The organism is Rhizobium sp. PvP014 (genome assembly GCF_017876855.1).
Classification (GTDB): domain Bacteria; phylum Pseudomonadota; class Alphaproteobacteria; order Rhizobiales; family Rhizobiaceae; genus Neorhizobium; species Neorhizobium soli.
The window spans coordinates 35,142-50,736 of the sequence record NZ_JAGIOT010000004.1 but is presented as its reverse complement, the minus strand read 5'-3'; the positions used below and the strand labels follow the sequence as shown (position 1 = coordinate 50,736).

Below are 15,595 nucleotides of genomic sequence, written 5' to 3'. Positions count from 1 at the left end.
CTCGGACATTAGAGCGTGACTGTAAGCTCGTCGTCAAGGAGAGGATCGTCCGTACAACGACGACAACCTGTATCTGCTCTGATTTCGTCGCAGGTATGTTAGGATGTTGGTCTCCCAGACCTTGGGGTCAGGCACTGCCGGGTCCGGAGCTCAGAGCAGCGATCGTCTGCTCCGAGGCGGAGTTGAAAAACTGGTCCACTATCTCAGCCAGATCGTCTTCATCCAAAAGCGACAGGGCCTGAACCTCGTTCCGCACGCGCAGTCGCAAGGTTGCCTGACGCATGACATCCTCCATGCGAGGCCGCCCGATGCGGCTTGCCGCGCGAACCCATCCCTCTCCGAGTGCAAGTGACAGAAGCGGGTCCGCTCCAATGCTCGGACGTTCGGTTATCTGGACGAGCGCATCTTCTGTCAGTTGGTCAACAAGACCCCAGCGATCGGAGTGGGATTCTCCCCGATCCAGGGCCCGGGCACGCAACCATGCCCTTTGAAAGCAGTTTCTCACACCGCCCAGATAGCGGTCTCTCGACGTGCCAAAGCGCCAGTGCACTATGTCGGGAGCCATCGAGACAGCGATAAAACACCAGATATCGTCACGAAGTGCTTCACCTGAACTGAACTCTGTCAGCCCTGCAATCCAGCGCGTCAGGGCCGTATCGTACTCTCCGAAGCGGTTCTTCCTGTCCTCGGCACCAAAGCCGAAATCAACGGCCAGAGCGACAAGCTCTTTTCGCAGTTCTCTCAAACGCGTGGCGTGTATGACAGATCCGCCGGTTGCGGCGAAGCGTGCTCCGTTCGGGAGCGAGTCGGCCGAAAAACCTTGCCAACGAAATCCGTTATCTGCAAGCATCTCGTCGAGCATCTGCTGGGCTGCTGCACCGGAAAGGCGAGGCATCAACGTGATCATATGTCTTGTACCTGCTGATTTGCGAGCGCTTGCATCGATGCCCGGAATAGGCCAGGGCGCTGTTCCAGCAGCGATTTCGCGTAACGGACGTCGCGACCGGGGAATGCCAGCTTCAGCCAAAACTCTACCTGCGCGCCGATAGATCCTTCCGCACAGGTTTCGAGGATGAAGGCTGCGTCCGGTTCACGAAGCAGACTTTCACAGACCTGGCTCATGACATCAGCCATTAAAATTCGCAGGACTTCAGTATCCTCGGCCTCAATCCTTGTAATGAGGTTCTGGTGGCCGCTGCTAAGATAGAGACGGATGGCACCATGGAAATCACGTGACCAGTCACGCGGAGACCATTCAAGATACCATGGCGCAAAAGTAGCAACCCCGGTCAGCAACGAGGAAAGGTCAGCGACCTCGATAGGCAGCCGGGGTTCTTCACCCTCAAGCCTGATCCGCGCGGTGTCGCGCCAGACCCGGTCACCTTTCCGCGAGGGTGATAGATCACTTCCGGTACCGCAATCATCGGCAAGTGTAATATCTACATGCAAATCAAGAACCGACGACAGCTGGCTTCCATCGATGGTCACTTCCAGAACGGTGACGGGATGTTCGGCGTCGAGAACCCGGTGCTCTCTGTCAATAATTGAACGCGACAGACGTCCCTGACCGCTCCCTATGCGCAAAATGACAGCCAGCTTCAGATTATCAGCGTCTATTTCGAGATCGCGCGCTGCTGTCGCAAAGTCGATACCGAATGATCGACTTAAACGAAGCGGGATCGAGGCGTCCCAGTCCGGAAGCCACTCGCCACTATCGAGAAGCTCACTGTGGCCAACGGCAATCCTCCAGTCTTGTGCAAGTACAGAGGGGTCCTGAAGAGTGAGGAAAGGAAAAGCAATGCGCCGGCTCATCCGACCTCCGAACCGATGAGTTCAACGTCAACAGTCACCGCACAGTCACGGGGGACCTCCGCAACGATCTCGAAGCGGCCCTCCGCTTTTCCGAGATCAAGCCTCGAGGTTCCTGAAGAAAGCTCGCCCCCGAAAGACCGCATCCTTACAATTTCCGGACGATCGAATGTCAGATCCCGCTTCGCTGCAACGCCATCCATCGCAATCGAGGCACTGGCGACAAGGACGTAGCCAGAAGTGCCGTTATCCTGCACAACATCTGTCAGGAATACCGCCAGCGTTCGGTCACCCTCCCTGACAAGCCGATCGAAAACAGGACGAGACACTCGCGCAGAACGGCCGGAACCACCGCCAGCGCCTCCGCCATGTCCACCCGGCCGCGCTGGCCCTGCTCCGTCGCCACCGGTGCCTGCCAGAGCACTGCCCAGTCGACCGGCGACACGAGCAAGTGGCGGTGCCTCGAACCTGTTGGAGATCCTAGATGCGGCCGCTTCACCCATTTCACGTGCGGCTGTTTCGAGAGTGCGCAGTGCAACGTTTACGAATGTTCTGGCGTGTCCCCTTTCCATGTTCCCGGAGACCCAGTCGTCATGTGCGGGAGGTTCGGAACGGGCAAAAGCGCTTTCGACTTCCTTATCACGGTCGACAAGGAATACCCCGGCCCACTCAAACCGCTCGTCAGGAAGTGGCGTACCCTCGAGATAACGTACCACCAGTTCCGCCGGTCGCATGAGAGCGATATGATGTGCGGAGGCAGGGAAAAGGCTGTCTTCCGCGACTACTGGCCGTCTCTTTCCTCGCAGGCCTTTTTCCAGAGCAAGATTGCCAAGGTTTTTCACCGGGCGCTGGCACGCGACGGTGCGAATATCGTTACCTTTGCCAGCACGGGCCGCGCGCATCGCCTTGCAATAGAGATCGAGAGGAGGAAAATCCTCGGGTTGCGGAATCTGCAGATCGTCTTCCCCGACCATTACCCTGCAAGTAAACCGCCTCTTTTTCGGAGTGGTCCTCATCATCCGTGGCCAGAAACTCCACAGAAGGCCCTCAACGATCCTTTGACCGATGACCGCAAGCTCCTCGCCATCCGTCTGGAAGTCGAGGATCATGATGGATGTGCCCGACTGGTAATCCTCGCGCTCGGGAAAGCCGATTGTCGCGGCCAGCTGTGCGGCCTGTTTTCCGCGCGCAGGATCCGCAACTCCATCATTGCGATCAGCAACACCCCACCAGTGGCGGCCGGTGAACTGCCGCAGCATTCTTTTTTCCTCTGTCTGGAAGCGTGCGCCGATGTGACAGCCTATGAAACGCCGTTCACCCTCCTCTGTCAGGGTATCAACGAAGATAGTCCGGCACTTGCTCGCACCATAGAGAGACGCCTTGCCGAAACCATAGGTTCCGCCGCCGTATTCAGTGTCGCGTGGCGTGCCTATATTGCGAAGGAAATTGATGAAATCGGTCCGGTTCGTCCCGATCGGGATTTTGTCGGCCCGCGTAGGACCACCAAGTCCGGTCGTTCCGAAGTCGCATATCTCAAGCACGACCGGATTCTTTGTCTCGAGGAAATTCGACAGACTCTCGTGGGACCTTGTCTCTTCAGGAAGTTCCGCCAGCAGCTTTTCTCTGCAGCACCGCATTTCAGCCGCATTAAGACGCCTTAGGCGCAGGAGTATTTCCGGTCCTGTGCCAAGCTTTGCAGCATCGGCGATGTTCTGCACGGACTCGCGAATGACTGTCTGTAGCTGGCTTAGTGCCGGAGTTCCGAGAAGGCGAAGAAAATTCTCGCCGATGTTTCCGGTAACGCCATAACTTTCGCTGTGGAGGCCGAGGCGGATCATGGCAGGAACATATCCTCGACCTCACGCGCGCGGGATGGATCCATTCTGAAGGGGCCGGCGAAAGCAAGGTCAGTTGTATAGGTCAAATCAGAGATACCAGCCGGCGTGACGCCTCCGGGAAATGATGATGAGACCAGCCGGGGAAAGCCGTCCGCGACAGTGTACAGGGTCTCCCGCTCGAGCCGGAACGAAGCTGTGTTCCAGAGAGGATCATCGATGTCCTGGCACCCGACAGCTGCCAGGAGCATTTTGACCTCATCCGGCTGACTTGCTGCGTCCAGCACGGCACGACCGAGACTGGAGATCGACAGCATCGCCGCGTCAGCAACCTCCAGTTCAAAATGCTGGAGAAAGAGCAGCCCTCCTGCCGGCTCCGACAGCTGTTCGAGACCGTTGACGGTGATCTTGGTGCGTCCTTTACCCACACACACCTTCACCTCGAGCGAATTACTGGCGCGCATGAAGTCATGTCTGGCCATCGCCGGACCGCGCCAGCTTTTCCAGGCATCCGGAGACCGGTCGAGCAGGCGCTTGAGGACAAGCAACTCTCCGACGAGCCCGGCAATCTGTTCTCTGGATATATCGCTCCCAGCCTGGCGGACGAGGAGCGCCCGGAATTCTTCTATCGATGCCCGGGCAGCGTCCAGACAACGCATACCGCTCTCGATACCCGCGAGGATGTGCCCCGCAACCTCGGCAAAGACACCATCGAGATCCCGCTGAAGGCAGGTCAGATCAAGGAACCGCTGTGACTTGCCTGCTGTTCCAAACTCCGAAAGACGAACGTCGAGCGCGGGAGCCCCCTGAACAACGTTTCCCTTTTCTGCGGTTCCGAGTGGCAGCAAAAGACGAGCCTCTCCGTTCTGCCCAAGTGCAAAGCGGACAACGCCATTACTGGTCGTCACAGATGAGGCTTTTGTCGGAATGCCGAATCCGGCCGGCTCGTTGCCACCTGCCCGGAGCACAGTCCACGCCGTCCGGGCAGTTTTCTCCCCGATGTCCATTATGACGGCTCCCCGGCAGCAATCCGTCCCTCTTCGGCGTCTATCACGGCAATCTCGGCAGCTTCCTCCGCCTCCATTCTTTCAAGGTCTTCTGTTGAAAGCGACGGGAGGTCGACCGATACAAACTGTCCGCCTTCAGTCACGCTGCCCGGAAACACAATCCCAAGCCCGAGGACGTCTTCGACGGCATCGAGTGGAACACGCGTACCCCTGTTTCCCATCGGAGGTGACTCGTGGTCGATTGGATAGAGCAGGAGCAGCGGCACCTGTCCCAACTCGCGCTGACGCATCTGCTTGAGCTCTTCCCAGCCTTCACCGGCGGGGGCCACCCCTTCGCAATCGAACCACAGGTCAGCCTTCGACATCAGGGCCTTGATATCAGCGGAAGACCCTGCATCATCAAGGCGCGCGCGATTGACGAGACCGGCTCCGATGACGGGACCGAGATTTTTTTTTGCGGCTTTACCTTTGCCGGATGTGACGACAGCAACGTTCCATAGTGCCAGTCTCGGATCAGCCTGTTTCAGAAATGGCAACAGGACGTGGGCCTGAAGTTCAGCGTGGTCAGGGTGAAACGCATATTTCTGGATGAAATCCAGCACCAGCTCCTTTGGAACCTTTCTCCAGAGCGTCGGCTGGTCCTGCACTTGCAGACCTTGCGTCGTTGCGGCCTCGAGCAAGGCCCCGCCCGCGGCCCAGTTGCCGTTGAGCACGTCGCGATTCCGGTGCTCGAACCGAAAGGTTTGCCGATGCGTTCCCCAATAGCTTATTGCTGCAGTCCTGGCCGCACGCATTTTGGTAGCACTGGTAATAGCCATCCCCGGGATCGCCCGGATGCGGACGGCGATATCCATCGGGGTCTTGTTTTCGAGATGGAAACGGCCGATGTCTTCCCGTATCTCGCGCTCGACCCTCGCAAGCGCCCTGAAAGCAAGCTTGAGATCCGGCGGCATCCAGATGCGGGGCAGGTCCTCGTAGCCGGCGCGATAACCGAACCAGCGGCCCATCTGCAGGAGGGTGTCATACTGTTTGGCACTTCGGAGAAAGTAGCTGACCATGAGACCATCGAGGGTGAGACCACGTGCAAGGATTGATCCGCCAACGACGATGTAGGTCCGCGCCGGAAGTTCGTAGTTGATCCTGCTGTCGCTCGGGCCGTTCTCAACAGGAAACTCAAGGGCTTCCAGCACCTCCGGCAAATGCACAAAAATCTGTTCGAGAGTAACGGGCGCCGCTGAGGTGATGTCGGAAGGCAAACGGCCTTGTTCACGCGTCCAAACCGAAGAAAGCTGCTTGCCGGCCTCGCTTTCCGGGTCCGTCAGCGTCAAACGCACCGAGCTGACCCATTCCTCTATCGCGGCCGCAACCTTTTCATGCGCCACAACATACGCGGACGAATGAACGAGCATCGTCATATGCTCTCCGCCATCGCCACGCGCGCGTCGCGCTGCACAGCAGGCAAGATAGTAAAGTATGGCATCGACCAGCGTCGGCACTACCTCAGGCTGGAATGTGTCACGCCCGGCGACGCTGGCCGGCTGCATTGCCACCGCGTCATCATCAGGAATGTCCCGGATCATGTCGAGTGCCTCATCTTCCGCGCGCACATTTTCGGGATCGTCAGGGATACGCCCAAAGAGCTTTTCCGTGCCGAAGTAGTTCGGTGATGAAGGCAATGCCGTGATAAAGTCACGAGGATAGAGATCGTCGAGGTTATTCCCGCCCCGCGCATCCTTACGGAAGGGATCGATCAGAACATTGGCAAACGGAGTCGCGGTGTATCCGATATACGAGACAGCCGGAATCATTGCCAGCAACTCGCGGATGTGGGCATTGATCGCAGTGACATCGAATTCGCCACGCGCGCTGTTTACACTGGCCTGATCACACTCGTCATCAATGACGAGAACGCGCAGGCGTTTCAGCGCCATCGGATGTGTCCCCCTGACCGCGATCTTGAGCTGTTTCAATGGTGACGGGTTCTTCTTGACAACAGCAATCTGGGCCTTGTCCGTGTGCGCCAGGAAGCCTCCCTGGGGTGGGGCCCTGAAATCCAGGTGCTCGACATTCGGAGTCAACGGATGCCAGTCAAGCGGGTGTCGGGAAACCAGATCCTTATACATCCGCATCTGGGTCTGATAACGAAGTTTATTCGTCAGGCCCGCCAGTACGATAACCGTATCGTAGCCGGCATCCAGCGCCTTCGCCATGACCGCCGTCATATTTGCGGTCTTGCCTGACTGAACATGACCTACAACAAGGCCCCGGCATTGGAAATCTTCCTTGCGGGGATTTTCAAGCAGCGACACAACCTCGCTGGATGCTTCGTCGATTGTCTCGACATCGTTCTTATCAAGACCTTTAGCGATGAGATACGCGCGAAGCGCCGGCCAGTGTCTGTCGCTTGGTTTTGCCCCGAAGTACCAGCGGTCACGCTTTCGCATCACCGAGTGGCGATGAAGAATCTCGACATCCTCCATCTGACGCGCAACGATGGTGCGAGCCTCGGCTATCTCCTCTGCCATACGCTCAGCAAAATCGGGCATGAACGCCGACATATTTGCAACGACGGCTGCCAAAGCACGATCAAGATCGGGGTTGCGAGGAAGCTGGACCAGAATTTCGTCTACCAATCTCTCAACCTGTGGACCCGGCATAATCTTCCCTCTCGTTGCATTTCCTTGCATCGGGAGACCGAGGCTTTTCCAGCTGGCCTGATTCTCCTCCCTGCGGCCTCGCAACGTATGGGTGAATCCTTGAAATAGTCAAAACATCTATCAGCAAATACCAGCTGTAATCACAGCTTGACCAGTTGATTATTTCCTAGATCTTTCTGCGATGTTTCAGGACGCTCCTGAGATCGAAATCAGGCTTGTTTCTGCCGGCTGAATTCTCGTGGGCTGGAACCGTAGAGGGAAATATTCAAGACTGAAGAAAGGCTCCGACTATCCGGTCAAAAGCCCTCCAACGGGTGCGATACTTGAGCGGAGCTCGCAACTGATGAAAAAAGGAAGCAATATATGGCACCGCCCAAAACCATTCGATCCGAGAAAATTGGCAAGGTGACGTTCGATCTGGTCGAACGGGATGGCCGATTTTTCGGATTGGCAGACCGAAAGAGAGTTTCCGAGGAAGCCCACGCTGACACCGCATGGCGGATTTTATTGCAGACTGTCGGCGAGGCCATGGGTCGATATGCCGGAATGGATGGTGCGAAGAAACTTTTCGTGCATTACTATCCTGGCGGCTTTCATAGTGATGCATTCAGTGAGCGGCCCTACAAGATCAAGGCCAAGCTGAACCTGGAAAAGACCAGCTCGCTTGAGAAAGCATTGACGGGAGATGCAGATCCGGAGCAAGTCCTGTCAGCCTTCCGGGCGACGAACATGCTGTTTTCGATAGAGCAGGCGAGAGTCCAGGACGTCCTTCGGAGCAGAGAGGCAAAGAATTTCATTCAAGCGGCGGCGATCTTTGCAGAAGGCGACAGGAAGCAATCGCTGGTAGTGCTTGACCGGATCTTGTCCCCGTTTCAGGCAAACAAATGGACGATTGTCACTTATCTGCCCTTTCTCTGGAGACCGTCAGAACACATGTTCCTCAAGCCGGAAGCAACCAAGGATTTCGCTGAGAGGATCGGGCACCGCTTCGCAAGCCTTTACCGCCCTGAACTGGACATCCGCGTCTACGAAAGTCTTCTACAGCTTACGGGGGCAACAAAACTCGATCTCGCAGAGTTCGAACCACGAGACAATATTGATGTGCAAAGCTTCATCTGGGTAGTAAGCGGATCGTACGACGGGGAGCAGCCCAGGACCTAGTGTCGCGCGGTTGCGGGAACAGCCAAGTCCCACCGCAATAATAATAGTTCAGTTCGATACCGCCTTGCGATGGAGAACGCGGGCGGCCATTCTTGAAAAGCGGCCAACGCACAGTGATGGGTTTAACTCGCTAAGTGACTTAGGAAGGTCGAAGCCTTCACCAGACTATCCTCATGGCTCTTCAACCGAATCGAACCGTCGACTTACTCTTCTGATTCGATAAGTGTCTGAAACCTCGTCCATTTCTTTCAGGCGCATCGTCAGCCAGCCTACGAGATTTATGGTACTTTTACCCGAAAATAATGTGCCGTTGCCTTCCGGTCGCGCACTGATCATGTCTGGCCCACCACTTGGGCTGAAATGAAAAGTCATATTGTATCAAGCAGATAGATGACTATTATAGTCTAGCTATCTCCTTGAGGTGTTTGAAATTGGTGAATATCGGCGAGCGTACAGATTTCCTCTACAGCCGCGAATGGGTTCCAATTATCTCCAATCATGAGGTCGATAGGAGCGCTTCGCGCGAAGACACAGAAAACGAGTCTGATCCAGTAGCGCTGCTCGATATTGCGGACACCCCTTGCTTAGTTCTCCTAAGCGAACCGGGGATGGGAAAGTCGTGGGAGTTAGATGCGCTGGCACGATCACTCCGCGATCAAGCTCGTCAAGTCGATTTGATCTCAGTTCGCGGCCAAAGCTTTCCCGAAACCCTCGATACCCTGCTCTTATCCGATCACGCGCGGGGTTGGATTGATGAAGATCGGGAGTGGCACATCCTGATCGATGGAATCGATGAACTAGGTGGCGGGCTTGATCCGAAACGCGTCCTCGAGGACTTTCTTGATCGCCTCTTTCGACTCAACAGGAAACTCGGCAGTCTCAAAGTCGCCTTCACAAGCCGACCTGCAGCGTGGACAGACCTGTTAGATCAACTGGTCGAAGATCGATGGCCGCCACACGCATTCAAACGGCTGTCACTTCTACCTTTGACCGACCTGCAAATACAAGCAGCTGTCGAACATTCCGACTTAACGCCGGAAAGCAAATCGATCCTGAAGGCTCACCTATCGGATAAAAAAATGCGTGCGGTCGCGGGTCGACCAATCCTGTTAGCAATTTTACTGGAGCAATATCGTGCGGGGACTTCCTCGCCCAGCAGACAAATTGATCTGATCAACTCCGCAATTGTCGCATCCCTTGAGTCTATAGAAGGTTCGTCAACTCAGATTAAAGTGGCGATGGCCGCCCGGCTGGCTGCTGCTTGCACTTTCTCGGACATGCGCAGGCTCACGACCACAGTTGGCTCTTCCGAAATCGACGCCTTCTCTGTTTCGAGGATAGCCGGAGGTCTCGAGCCAACCGCCGACGGGCCGATAATCGCGACACCAAATATATTCTCTTTGTGCCTGCAGTCGCCCCTCTTTGTTGAGGTTGCGCCAAAAGTTTTCGAGTGGTCGCACAGACTATTCAGCGACTTTCTAGCGGCACGTTATCTGGCCGACCATCAGTTATCTGTAGAGGAAATTCTCTCGCTGCTGATCGTGCCTGAGGTTGGCGGACCAGGTGGCGTCGCACTTCACCTCTCAGAGGTCGCAGGATGGACTGCCGTGATGGTTCCCGGCGTTTTCGACGCGCTACTCGACAGACAACCTGATGTGCTTATTCAATCGCAGGCTTTGGCCCTAGAACCCACCGATCGTGCCAGGGTTATCGGGGCCTTTCTCGACCGTTTCGCCGAAGAGGATCTTGTCGATCGATACAACGAGATAATCCTGCTCCTTGGCCGACTTGATCATGACGACTTGGAGGAGCAGCTACTTCCTCGGATCTTGAGCGATAATACCCCGCTGTTCGAAAGGAGGGCAGCAATCGACCTTGCTGCAGAGTCCGGTAAAAAATCTTTCATTCCCGCGATTCTTAAGGTGGCTGCCGCCCCTCGCGTAGACGGTATCCTTCGGACAATCTCGGCGCGAGCAATCCGGACGATCGCTGGCCCGGAAGCCGGCGGACTTTTGGCTCCGATCCTTTTTTCTGATCTCACGAGCGATACCGATGATCGCCTCCGCGGCACCATTTTGCAGATCGCATGGCCCGGCGCGCTCTCGTTTAGCCAGTTGCTTCCGTCTTTGACGACTCCAAAGCGGAGCAATCTGATAGGGCCATATCAACTGTTTCTATCGCGGTTCAAGGCGCCAGAGCTGACGGTGGCGCAAGCTCTCGAGACATTTGAATGGTTGCAGTTACGCCTTGATGTCGATGGCGACAAAGAAAGCTATCTCGAGACCGTCGTCGCACGATTGTTTTGGGCTGCCTCCAACGAGGTAGAAGCACCTGAGGTAGCCGATGCGGTTGCCGCACTCGTTGTCGATGCGGATCGCAGCTTAGCGGGCTTCATCGTAGAGCGGGGTGAAAAAACCGGACGTTGGTCGAAGGAATCCGCGGCGCGTGCAACTGTGGCGGAGAAGATCCTTCTGCGTAGCCAAGACCCGCTCCGCAGCGTGATACTCATGCTCCAAACCCTCCCAGACCTCATTGTAACAGATGATCTCGGCGAATATCTCAAAAAACTTACTCTCGTCCGCGACGATGCCCTGCGTGCGGCATTATCTCGCATAGTCGTAGAACTCGCCGTACAGCTTCCGATCGATACGCTCAGCGACGTTTGGAGGATCGCTTCAGAAGTCCCGATTTTGCAGGACACGCTGACGCAGCATTACTCAGTCGAGCTGAGTTCTCCAGTGTCCGACTTCATGCGGCGCAGATTTGAGAGGGAGCGCGATGCAGCGCAGCTAAGCGCATCAGCAGAAGTGGCAGCAGCCACTTGGCGAGACGAGATCGAAAGTCTTCTTCTCCGAATTGAAGAAGGTGATGCTCAACTTTGGTGGCAACTCAATCTGCAGCTCTTCTACGAGAAAACAGGGAGCTACGATCAACAGTTTGAGTTCGTATCGGACATCACGAAAACGCCCGGCTGGTCAGCACTTGATGCTAGGCTGCGCGAAAGGATTATACAAACCGCCTTGGAGTATCTGCTGAAGGCGCCCTTGGCTGACACGAGCTGGCTTGGCACAAGCACGAGCCATCGACCGGCGAATGCTGGCGTCCGAGCCCTCAGGCTTCTTTTGGAGCATGATCCTGAGACCTACGCTCAATTGAGCGACCAGACTTGGTCTACTTGGGCTGCAGCAACGGTTGGCTTCACTGGTAATGATTTCTACGAAGATCACGCGCAGCGCCAACTCGTTAAGGACGCATATCTGAGAGCGCCGGAAGCAGTTATTCGCGCGGTTATGCAAATTGCCACTGGTAACGGCTCGAGAGGGATTACAACTCGTCTGTTAGAAGTGCTTGAGTGGCCGCTAGATACCCGCATTGCGGGGGTTTTGCGTGAACTCGACCAATCCCCAGATCTCAAGCGCGAAGGTAATAGTCCTTCGATACTAAGTTACCTCGCCCGCAACGGCAACCCTCAAGCCCGGGCGAATGTGATTGCAGCGCTTGAAAAAGATCAGAGTGGCACGCTGCTGGAGTGGCCGGATGCGGACACCATCGCTGAGGCCACTGTCGAGCTCCTGTTTCGCGAACCACAGGAAATTTGGCTGAAGCTCCTGGAATTACGAGAGAAGGACTCCGGCCTCGCTCGGATCGTATGGGCAAAGTTTGCAGAACAGGTGGCGTTTGATCGTTCGGCGAAGTTTGCCGAGGTTTCCGAATACGCACTCGCCCAAGCCTATATCGACCTAGTCGCGCTTCTCCCAGAACGTGCTCCCCAGGAGACAGGAGCGCGTATTTTGAGCGCGCCAGATTTTGTCGACCAGCTGCGGAGTACCCTGCTCAGCAACCTGGTTTCGCGGGGAACAAATGTCTCACTTGAACAACTTCATCGCATCAAGCAGACCTCCCATGACGGTAATGCAACCTTGCAGTGGTCAATTGAGCAGGCGCGACGAAACGTCCGCGCCAACATTGTTCGGCGCGAAGATCCAGCAGATATTCTTGCCCGCATCTCGAGTATGGGGCTCCCTCCAGTATCTGCACAACCTGCTATACCCCCGAGATATAGTGGCTCGGACAGCTTCACAAGCGTTGAGATAGACGTTGATGTTCCAACTCCCAAAGCCGACAGGCAAGGCCCACTTCCGAAAGCGGAGCAGAAGACGATATTGGCTGTGGCCACAGAATGGGCGTCTCATCACGGAGGAATTTCAACTCTCAATCGTGAACTTTGCACGGCTTTGGCGGGCCTAGGGCACAACGTTATCTGCTTGGTTCCGGACGCAACCGAGTCCGACATGAACGACGCGAGAAGTGGGAAGGTCACCTTGATCGGGTGCCCAGATTCGGTTGGCATAGCGGGCATGGACCGTACGCTTCTGTGCCAAGCCTCCGATATCGGTGGGGCGCCTGAGCTGGTCCTTGGGCATGACCACATCACTGGCCGTTTTGCGAGAGCGCTCGCGAAGCGTTTTCAATCGAAGTACGTTCACGTCCTTCACACGATCCCTCAAGAGAACGAAGGCTTGAAACGTCCCCGTTCTGATCGACAAAACGACGTTCTCAGGGGTGCTAATAAACTACAGGACCAGCTGGACCTCACAAGCGTATCCGATCTCGTTGTTGCCATCGGCCCACGGGTTGAGAACTACTTCATCGCGGCAGCGATAGATCCCCCGCCAATTTGCGTGCTAGTACCGGGGCTTAATCCCGGCCTTCTGAAACTCAACCCGGACTACTCGAAACTGCGTCTTAATATGTGCGTCATGTCAGCTCGTATGGAAGACGCGGTCGCCAAAGGTGGCTTGCTAGCATGTGACGTTATAAAAATGGTTGGCCACGGCCGCGATTGGCCAGCGCCGGGCCCCCCGCTGCTGATAATGCGCGGCTTCTCGGAGGATGCAAATTCGGAGTTTGCACAGATCGGCAATCTTCAGGACTACGCCGGGTATGTGCAACCTCGACCATTCACGACCGATCCGTTGAAATTAACGGACGGCTACCTAAAAGCTGCGCTGATCCTGATGCCATCTGTGGCAGAAGGTTTTGGCCTCACTGGACTTGAGGCGATTGCCGCCGGCGTGCCAGTGATCATCTCAGGCCGAAGTGGACTAGCTGATTATCTACGGGGCGCAGTAAAGCACGATGGGCTGTCGTCGGAGCTAGTTGAACCTTGTATCGCGCCGGTTCACCTTTCGGACACCGACACACGTACCGAATGGGTGAAGAAGGTGGATGAAGCCCTCTTTGACAGCAAAGCCGCGTTCGATCGTGCAGCCGAATTGCGAAGAGCTTTGACCCTTCGTCTGACTTGGGAGCACGCCGCGCGAAAACTTTCCGGCGAGTTTAACACGTTGTGAGAAACCATGGGTCAATCGAAGAGAAGCCTGACTTTAACTATATCTCGGGCGTCGCTGAAGAAGCGGCGCTTGCCCATCTGGCAGCGCAGCAGCCTATCAATGCTCTAGAAAAACAGAAGTAACAGATAATTTTCCTCGCTTTCGCCTTGAACGGATTCGAACCTTTGTCGCCTCGATCATGCTCGGGTAAGTAGCTGCAATATATCGCTATTTTCGCAGATTGATGGCTTTATGTGAGATGAAGCTCGGCCCACAGCTCGTGTCATCATCGATTTCTGGCGCTCTATGGAGAGCCGCAGCACAGAATGATGAGACTAACGAACAAATTTTTACACTAAAGAAGTACCAAGCTGTCTAGAACGATCCGTAGTTTGTTGACCGGATCTCATTATGCCTTTTCAAACACCATCTCCTTATACCCAGCATCCCAAAAGTCGTATGGAGCGAGTATTCTTCAACGTCTACGATCGCACATTTCGAAAGTATATCAGGAGCTATCGTTTAGGCCTTGAGTCCGCCGTTGGCTCAGACATGCCGCCTAACCTCTCTACGGTACTGGCCGCTCTCAAAAAGAAGAGGCTATCCGATATCGCCGCAGACTACCCGTTTGCCGTTTACGCGCTTGCGATGCCATACACTTGGCGGTCGCCTGAACCGTCGGACGTTATACGCAAGGCGCTTATCATCGGTGAAGTCAAGTTTACCATCGAGGACTGCGTCGCTCCGTCGACCGAGCCTGGTCTCAACGCAATATTGCCAAAGCAACTGAGTTGGGCCGTCAGGCAGGTGAATTCGTCTCAACGCCAAATGGCACACACTTCCTATGCGCACGCATGGACTGTGCCGCTCGATAAATGGCGTGCGGAGTCTGTACGTGGTGGCGACTTCGTCTTTATTTTTGAAACAGAGGATCCGCGAGATCCAACCAAAACCTTGGTGTTCGCGGCTTGCCTGCAAGCAAAGAATGCAAATCCCAAGCGGGTTAGAAAAGGCAAGCTCGGCGTTGATATCCGGCGGTTCAAAAGCGGGCCAAGGGATAAAGCCAACGATGGCTATGGTCAGTTCCGCGCACTTCTTCAGACACAACGCCTTGGAATCCAATCGGGTTACATATTCTACAATAACGACGAGGAAGACCGGATAAGGTACCCAGTTCTCCCGCTCGTCAAACCGATCAGGCTATTTGAAAACGATTTGGAAAGGACCAACAAGACCGACTTGGCGAGAGATACGCTGACTCTAGCAGGTTACTTCACCTACCTTTTTCGGCATGTAGCTGCGATCGGTGTACCAGGCGACGACGATGAAAAGCTCGCGGCTCTTATCGCAAATGCTACAGTCAACAGACCGGCACAAGTCGTTTGCTTGTCTCATACGGCGACCTTCGAATATCGCCTGAACCGAATATTGGCAGACCACGCTGCCCAATACGAACCTGTAATGATATCCGATCCGGAATGGGAGCAGGTCGACCTACCCGAAGATGGACCGGATTTTCCAGACTTTAAGCATCTGTTTTGATAAATGAGTGGACTGTCAAGCGAAGCGAAGGAACTGGGGGCAATTTCTCATTTCGCCTGACACGGACAATAGGGGAATTCGAGCCGTCGCCTGTTGTGACTGCTACCCCTTCAAACGGTCCGTGCGCTTGTTGGGTGTAGCGGAAAACGCCCTCGACGAGATCGGGCTCCTCATAGTAGCGCCGGGGTTAGCCACAGCGTTGATCGAGAAGTTCGAATCATTGCTTCCCGCCGACGCGCGTGGCGGTTCGA

Annotated in this window: 8 protein-coding genes; 3 read left to right on the top strand and 5 right to left on the bottom strand. The window is 55.5% G+C overall.

The genetic code is table 11. The features are described from left to right. Positions 1-127: 127 nt before the first annotated feature. From J3A65_RS23140 to J3A65_RS23120, 5 genes are read right to left on the bottom strand one after another with little or no spacing between them, the layout of a single operon-like run. A complete protein-coding gene (locus tag J3A65_RS23140; protein ID WP_209904267.1) occupies positions 128-907 on the bottom strand; it encodes a hypothetical protein in 780 nt (259 codons plus the stop codon). Next, the gene (locus tag J3A65_RS23135) at positions 904-1,812 is read right to left on the bottom strand and encodes a hypothetical protein (RefSeq protein ID WP_209904265.1); all 909 of its coding nucleotides are present in this window, start codon (positions 1,810-1,812) and stop codon (positions 904-906) included. The genes J3A65_RS23140 and J3A65_RS23135 overlap by 4 nt, the downstream gene beginning before the upstream one ends. Further along, positions 1,809-3,647, bottom strand: coding sequence for a hypothetical protein (locus J3A65_RS23130; protein WP_209904263.1), 1,839 nt, complete (start codon positions 3,645-3,647; stop codon positions 1,809-1,811). Before J3A65_RS23130 ends, J3A65_RS23135 begins: the two co-directional genes overlap by 4 nt. Then, positions 3,644-4,651, bottom strand: coding sequence for a PD-(D/E)XK motif protein (locus J3A65_RS23125; RefSeq protein ID WP_209904261.1), 1,008 nt, complete (start codon positions 4,649-4,651; stop codon positions 3,644-3,646). Before J3A65_RS23125 ends, J3A65_RS23130 begins: the two co-directional genes overlap by 4 nt. Continuing rightward, positions 4,651-7,284: a Z1 domain-containing protein gene (locus tag J3A65_RS23120; RefSeq protein ID WP_209904259.1), complete on the bottom strand. Its 2,634-nt coding sequence runs from the start codon at positions 7,282-7,284 to the stop codon at positions 4,651-4,653. The genes J3A65_RS23125 and J3A65_RS23120 overlap by 1 nt, the downstream gene beginning before the upstream one ends. A gap of 387 nt (positions 7,285-7,671) precedes the next feature. On the opposite strand from J3A65_RS23120, the gene J3A65_RS23115 reads away from it, so the two are divergent. The 3 genes from J3A65_RS23115 to J3A65_RS23105 all read left to right on the top strand — a co-directional run bounded on the left by J3A65_RS23115 (position 7,672) and on the right by J3A65_RS23105 (position 15,344). Next, positions 7,672-8,469, top strand: coding sequence for a hypothetical protein (locus J3A65_RS23115; protein ID WP_209904257.1), 798 nt, complete (start codon positions 7,672-7,674; stop codon positions 8,467-8,469). 434 nt (positions 8,470-8,903) lie between these two features. Continuing rightward, entirely contained in the window at positions 8,904-13,823 is a 4,920-nt protein-coding gene (locus tag J3A65_RS23110; RefSeq protein WP_348635259.1) for a glycosyltransferase, read from the top strand. Positions 13,824-14,213: 390 nt separating this feature from the next. Beyond that, positions 14,214-15,344 (top strand): hypothetical protein, encoded by a 1,131-nt coding sequence (locus J3A65_RS23105; protein WP_209904253.1) that lies wholly within the window; start codon positions 14,214-14,216, stop codon positions 15,342-15,344. The last annotated feature ends 251 nt before the right edge of the window (positions 15,345-15,595 follow it).